Genomic DNA, 6,568 nt, shown 5'->3' on the forward strand with positions numbered 1-6,568 from the left:
TGTGTCTATGTGTTTTAAAAAGAATACAAAGATTTTAAACTCCCAACTAAATAATGTTAACTTCTGCTTCTATTGCAATTCCGAATTTTTCTAAAATCGTTTGTTGGATATTTCTCGAAAGTGCTACAATTTGGGCTCCTGTTGCAGTTCCGTAATTGACTAAAACCAAGGCTTGATTTTTATGTACACCCGCATCACCAAAACGTTTTCCTTTAAAACCAGCTTGTTCAATTAACCAACCAGCAGGAACTTTTACTTCGGTTTCTGAAACCACATAATGCGGCATTTCTGGGTGAAGTGCTTTTGCTTTTTCGTAAGCTTCTTTTGCGATAATTGGGTTTTTAAAGAAACTTCCACTATTACCTAATTCTTTCGGGTCAGGTAATTTACTTTGACGAATAGCAATTACAGCGTTACTAACGTCTTTTAATGTTGGGTTTTCTATTCCGTTTTGTTTTAATTCGGTTTCGATAGCACCATAAGTAGTAGAAACTTTATGATTTTTCTTCGTTAATTTAAAACTGACAGAAGTTATGATGTATTTATTTTTCAATTCGTTTTTGAACACACTTTCACGATATTCGAATTTACATTGTGCATTGGTAAACGTTTCGATTTCTAATGATTTCAGGTTTAAAGCTTCACAAGAAAACATAGTGTCTTTAATTTCCACACCATAAGCTCCAATATTTTGAATTGGAGTCGTACCAACATTTCCTGGAATTAAGGATAAATTCTCAATTCCGCCAAAATTTTGGTCGATGCACCAAAGTACAAACTCGTGCCAATTTTCGCCAGCTTGTGCTTTTACAATTACAAAATCATCATTTTCTTCAACAATTTCTCTTCCTTTCAAATTAACATGAACGACTAATTTTTCAATGTCTTGCGTTAACAACATATTGCTTCCGCCACCCAAAATAAAAATATCGTTGTTCGCTGTCAATACTTCTTTCAATTCAGAAATCGAAGTTACCGAAACAAATTGTTTGGCTTTAGCGTCAATTCCGAAAGTATTGTAGTTTTTTAAAGAGAAATTGGTTTGAATATTCATTAGAATAATTTTTTTCAAATGTAATGTTTATGTGGTAATTTTCAAATTAAAGGATACTTAGTGTAAATTTAAACGCAAAGGTCGCCAAGTTTTTTCTCAAAGCACGCAAAGCAAAATCCGTTTCATTTGCGTTTTGTAGAATCCGTTTTATCCGCGTTCCAAAATTAAATTGGAAATATTTTATACGATTGATGCGTTTCTTTAATAATCATCTCCGTTCGTTCGGCATGTGTGTCGGAAATGAATATTTGTCCAAAAACGGCATCATTCACCATGGTAACGATTTTTTGCACACGCGTTTCGTCTAATTTATCGAAAATATCATCAAAAAGAAGAATCGGTAATTCGCCACTTTGTTTTTTCATAAATTCGAATTGAGCCAATTTCAGAGCAATCAAAAATGATTTCTGTTGGCCTTGCGAACCAAATTTTTTAATTGGGAAACCATCAATTTCAAAAACCAAATCGTCTTTGTGAATTCCGGAACTTGTATATTGTATAATTCGGTCTTTTTGTAACGATTCTTCTAAAAGCGATAGTAAATCTTTTTCGAACAACTGACTTTCGTAACGCAAGGCAACCGATTCATTTCCGCCAGAAATATTCGTGTGATGTTTTTCGAAAATTGGAATAAAATCGTTTAAAAATTGGTTTCTTTTTTCGAAAATTAGTTGTCCAGAATTGCTTAAATGTTCGTTGTAAATGGATAAATTATCCGCGTCAAAAGTCTGATTCAAAGCGAAATATTTCAATAAAGCATTGCGTTGCGCTAACGTTTTTTGGTATTGAATCAGCAATTGTAAATACGAATTGTCTAAAGTTGCAATAACGCTATCTATGAATTTTCTTCTTGTTTCGCTTCCTTCTACAATTAAATCGGCATCAGAAGGTGATATAATCACTAACGGAATTAATCCTAAATGTTCAGATAGCTTATCGTAAACTTTTCCGTTTCTTTTAATTGTTTTTTTTTGTCCTTTTTTTAAACTGCAAACAATTTTTTCTTCTTTACTGTTTTTTTCAAGTAAAGCATCAATCACAAAAAACTCTTCACCATGTTTGATATTTTGAACCGCTAACGGATTGAAATAGCTTTTTCCGTAGGCCAAATGGTAAATAGCATCTAAAATATTGGTTTTTCCAACGCCGTTTTTCCCAACAAAACAATTGATTTTAGCGTCAAAATCAAATTCGATTTGGGCTAAATTCTTATAATTAAGTAAAGATAACTGTTTTAAAAACACAATAAATAAGGGTTGTTAGATGACTAAAAGTAAGACTTCCTGCAAAAGTAAATTGAAAATCTTAAAAATATCTACAAAAATGGTTTTAAATTTTAATAAAAATTATATTTTTGCACCTCATTAAATTAAAAATAAATGGCAACATATAACAAAAGAGGTTACAAAGCTCCAAAACCTGAAGAAGCAAAAGTTGAAAACGAGTTTGAAGAAGTAGAAGCAGTTGATGTAAAAGATAGTACTACAGCTGAGGTTTTCAATACTTTAGATGAGACAGCTTCAAAAACTGAGGATTGGGTAGCAAAAAATCAAAAAGTACTTTTAGGTATTGTAGGTGCAATTGCGATTGGAACTTTAGGATATTTATTATTCAATAGATTTGTTGTTGAGCCAAAAGAAGAGAAAGCAGCAAACGAAATTTTTCAAGCACAACAATATTTTCAACAAGCAGTTGATGCTACAGAAAAGAATGATTCTTTATACAATTTGGCACTTAAAGGTGGGGAAGGTAAATTAGGTTTCTTGGCAATAGCAGATCAATACTCTGGAACTGCAGCTGGAAACTTGGCTAACTACCACGCTGGTATGGCTTACTTAAATTTAGGTGATTTTAAAAATGCAATTGCTTATTTGGAGAAATTCAAATCGGATGATGCTATTTTAAAGCCTATCGCTTTAGGAGCTATAGGAGATGCTTTATCTGAAACAAATAAAGTTGATGATGCTATTTCATACTATAAAAAAGCAGCTGAAGCTTCAGATAACGATTTTACTACGCCAAGATTTTTATTCAAAGCGGCTCAATTATATTTAACTGCTGGTAAAAAAGCAGAAGCTCACAAATTATTTGTTGAGATTAAAGAAAAATATGAAACTTCTAAAGAAAGTTTAAATATTGATGCTTTCATTGCAATGACAGAATAAGAATGGCAACAGAAAATAAAAATTTATCCAATTACGATAAAAACACAATCCCAAACGCGAAAGATTTTCGGTTTGGGATTGTTGTTTCAGAATGGAACGAGCAAGTAACAGAAGGTTTGTATAACGGAGCTTTTGCAGCTTTGACTGATTGTGGTGCTTTGCCAGAAAACATCATCCGTTGGAACGTACCAGGAAGTTTTGAATTGATTTTCGGAGCGCGCCAAATGCATGAAAAATTAGAGCTAGATGCTGTAATTGTGATTGGTTGTGTGATTAAAGGCGAAACCATGCATTTCGAGTTCGTTTGCGAAGGTGTTACACAAGGGATGAAAGACTTAAATCTTTTATACGATGTACCAACCATTTTTTGTGTGCTAACCGATAATAACATGCAACAGTCGTTAGATAGAAGTGGAGGAAAACACGGAAACAAAGGAGTAGAAGCAGCTATTGCGGCAATTAAAATGGTTGATTTGAATAGAAAATAAAAGGATATCCTTTTAAAATCAATATACTAATCCCGATTTTCATCGGGATTTTTTGTTAACAAAAATTTGGAGATTAAACGCGTAAAAATCCTTAAATTTGAAAAAAATAATGCAACATGATTAAGTTTGGAAAAGGTAGAATGCCAAAGAATAAAAGATTTAATTACACGCCTCGTCATTACGAAGGTAAAACGGTTGATAATCCATTTGATTTTGATTCTCCAATACGACGCGATAGAGAAACGGCAAGTTATAACGACATGAGAGCGTTATGGAGTGATGCAAGAGATGCTAGTAGAAATAGAAAAAATCGTTCTTTCAATATGCGTGTTATTGTCATTGCCTTAATTTTGGTTTTGATCTTTTTCTTTATCATCGATTTTGATTTTTCCATATTTAGAAGAAAATAATGGCAGCGAGTATTATTCAACTTTTACCCGACCATGTTGCCAATCAAATTGCTGCAGGAGAAGTGGTGCAACGTCCAGCTTCTGTAGTTAAAGAGTTGTTGGAAAATGCTGTTGATGCTAAATCAACAGATATTAAATTAATCGTTAAAGAAGCCGGAAAAACATTAGTTCAAGTTATCGATAACGGTTTAGGTATGAACACTACCGATGCGCGTTTGTGTTTCGAACGTCATGCGACTTCTAAAATTCGAAAAGCAGAAGATTTATTTGATTTGCATACCAAAGGTTTTCGTGGCGAAGCATTGGCTTCTATAGCTGCGATTGCGCATGTAGAAATGAAAACCAAACAAGACCAAGAAGAATTAGGAACACATATCGTTATTGAAGGAAGTAAATTGGTCACCCAAGATGTTGCGGTTTTACCAAAAGGAACTTCGTTTGCCGTTAAGAATTTGTTTTTCAATATTCCGGCCAGAAGAAATTTCTTAAAATCGGAAACGGTAGAATTTCGTCATGTAATGGATGAATTCCAACGTGTAGCAATGGCACATCCGTCAATTTCGTTCACTTTGATTCATAATGGAAGCGAATTGTATAATTTGCCAAGTTCAAATTATCGTCAACGCATCGTTAATATTTTTGGTGGAAAAACCAATGAAAAATTAGTCCCAGTTTCGGAAGAAACCGAGTTAATCAATATCACAGGATTTGTTGGAAAACCAGAATTCGCTAAAAAGAGTAGAGGCGAACAGTTTTTCTTTGTAAACGATAGATATATCAAAAGTGCGTATTTGCATCATGCGATTATGAGTGCTTATGAAGGTTTGCTAAAAGAAGGTAATCAGCCTAGTTATTTCTTGTATTTGCAAGTGCCACCGCATACGATTGATATCAACATTCATCCTACCAAAACTGAAATTAAGTTTGATGACGAGCATTCGTTATATGCTATTTTGCGTTCGGCTGTAAAACATAGTTTAGGGCAATTTAACGTAGCGCCAGTTTTAGATTTTGAGCGTGATTCCAATTTAGACACGCCGTATCAATACAAAGATAAAGAAGCTGATTTTCCTACAATTCAAGTAGATTCCAGTTTCAATCCATTTGCTAATGATAAACCAGCGGCTAAATCGCTTTCTTCTTTTGGAAGTTATAAAAAAGAAACTTCTACGGCAAATTGGGAAAGTTTATACGTTGGATTAAAGCAGGATACGCAAGAATTAGAGCAATTTTCGTTTGAAAGCGAAGAAGTAACTGGAAAATTATTTGATGATGAGGTTGAGGAAACAAAATCTTCTTCGACGTATCAAATTCAAAAGAAATATATTATTAGCGCCATAAAATCGGGTATGTTAGTCATTAATCAGCAACGTGCACATGAGCGTATTTTGTATGAACAATTTTTGACTAATATTACGGTTCAGAAAGCGTCGAGCCAACAATTGTTGTTTCCTTTAGAATTGTATTTTTCTTCGGAAGAAATGGTTTTGATAAACGAATTGCAATCATCGTTAGAAAATACTGGATTTGTTTTTGATGCTTTTAATGCAGATTCAGTTCAAATTTCTGGATTGCCAATTGGTATGCCAGAAAGCGAAGTTTCGATTGTTTTAGAAGAATTAATTAGTAATCTACAAAACGAAATTCCAGAAAGTAGTTTTTCACAAAGCGATAGTATTGCCAAATCGATGGCAAAAAGCATGGCTGTGAAAACAGGAACGTATTTGACGGTGAAGGAACAAGAAAATTTAGTAAATTCGTTATTTGCATGTAAAGATCCTAATGTTTCTCCATTTCAAAAACTCACATTTATTACCTTAACGGTAGAAGATTTAGATAAAAGATTTGCCTTATGATGAATAATATGACCGACACCGTAAAACAGTTATTAATTATTAACGTTTTATTTTTTATAGGAAGTTATTTTGTGCCACAAGCTAATGAATTATTGTCGCTTCATTATTTTGAAAGTGACGGCTTTAAGTTTTGGCAACCTATAACGCATATGTTTATGCACGGAAGTCCTATGCATATTTTCTTTAATATGTTTGCGTTGATTTCTTTTGGAAGCGCATTGGAGCATTTTTGGGGCGCTAAAAAATTTTTATTCTTTTACCTTTCTTGTGGATTGGGAGCTGCTTTAATTCATTCGGGAGTTAATTATTATCACTTTCACGACGCTCAAAATTTCTTACTGCAAAGTGGTGTTTCTATTGCAGATATTAAAACTTTATTAAATGGAGGAAGTGTAAATATTAATGCTTCTGATACGGCTTTGCTTCAAAACTATGTAAATCAAATGGGTGATGCATTCAACACACCTGCTGTTGGAGCCTCTGGAGCAATTTACGGATTATTAGTGGCTTTTGCTTTTATGTTTCCAAATGCCGAGTTGATGATGATGTTTATTCCCGTTCCCATTAAAGCTAAATATTTTGTACCTGTAATTGT

General features: G+C 33.4%; 7 protein-coding genes. 5 read left to right on the forward strand and 2 right to left on the reverse strand.

What is annotated here, in order from left to right:
• Positions 1-46: 46 nt before the first annotated feature.
• Together murB and recF are read right to left on the reverse strand one after the other, a co-directional pair.
• Positions 47-1,054: a UDP-N-acetylmuramate dehydrogenase gene (gene murB, locus L6Q46_RS00235; RefSeq protein WP_291282602.1), complete on the reverse strand. Its 1,008-nt coding sequence runs from the start codon at positions 1,052-1,054 to the stop codon at positions 47-49.
• A gap of 164 nt (positions 1,055-1,218) precedes the next feature.
• Entirely contained in the window at positions 1,219-2,298 is a 1,080-nt protein-coding gene (recF, locus tag L6Q46_RS00240; RefSeq protein WP_291282603.1) for a DNA replication and repair protein RecF, read from the reverse strand.
• Positions 2,299-2,433: 135 nt separating this feature from the next.
• Here recF and L6Q46_RS00245 point away from each other — a divergent pair, with 135 nt between their 5' ends.
• From L6Q46_RS00245 to L6Q46_RS00265, 5 genes are all read left to right on the forward strand, one after another.
• The gene (locus L6Q46_RS00245; RefSeq protein ID WP_291282604.1) at positions 2,434-3,219 is read left to right on the forward strand and encodes a tetratricopeptide repeat protein; all 786 of its coding nucleotides are present in this window, start codon (positions 2,434-2,436) and stop codon (positions 3,217-3,219) included.
• Between the two features lie 2 nt (positions 3,220-3,221).
• Entirely contained in the window at positions 3,222-3,707 is a 486-nt protein-coding gene (ribH, locus tag L6Q46_RS00250; protein ID WP_026724848.1) for a 6,7-dimethyl-8-ribityllumazine synthase, read from the forward strand.
• 116 nt (positions 3,708-3,823) lie between these two features.
• The gene (locus tag L6Q46_RS00255) at positions 3,824-4,117 is read left to right on the forward strand and encodes a hypothetical protein (RefSeq protein ID WP_111567680.1); all 294 of its coding nucleotides are present in this window, start codon (positions 3,824-3,826) and stop codon (positions 4,115-4,117) included.
• Positions 4,117-5,973: a DNA mismatch repair endonuclease MutL gene (mutL, locus tag L6Q46_RS00260; protein ID WP_291282605.1), complete on the forward strand. Its 1,857-nt coding sequence runs from the start codon at positions 4,117-4,119 to the stop codon at positions 5,971-5,973. The genes L6Q46_RS00255 and mutL overlap by 1 nt, the downstream gene beginning before the upstream one ends.
• Positions 5,973-6,568 (forward strand): rhomboid family intramembrane serine protease (locus L6Q46_RS00265; protein ID WP_291282606.1); only part of this gene is annotated, 596 nt, incomplete at its 3' end. The genes mutL and L6Q46_RS00265, both read left to right, overlap by 1 nt.

It is taken from the genome of Flavobacterium sp. (genome assembly GCF_023151265.1).
Classification (GTDB): Bacteria; Bacteroidota; Bacteroidia; order Flavobacteriales; family Flavobacteriaceae; genus Flavobacterium.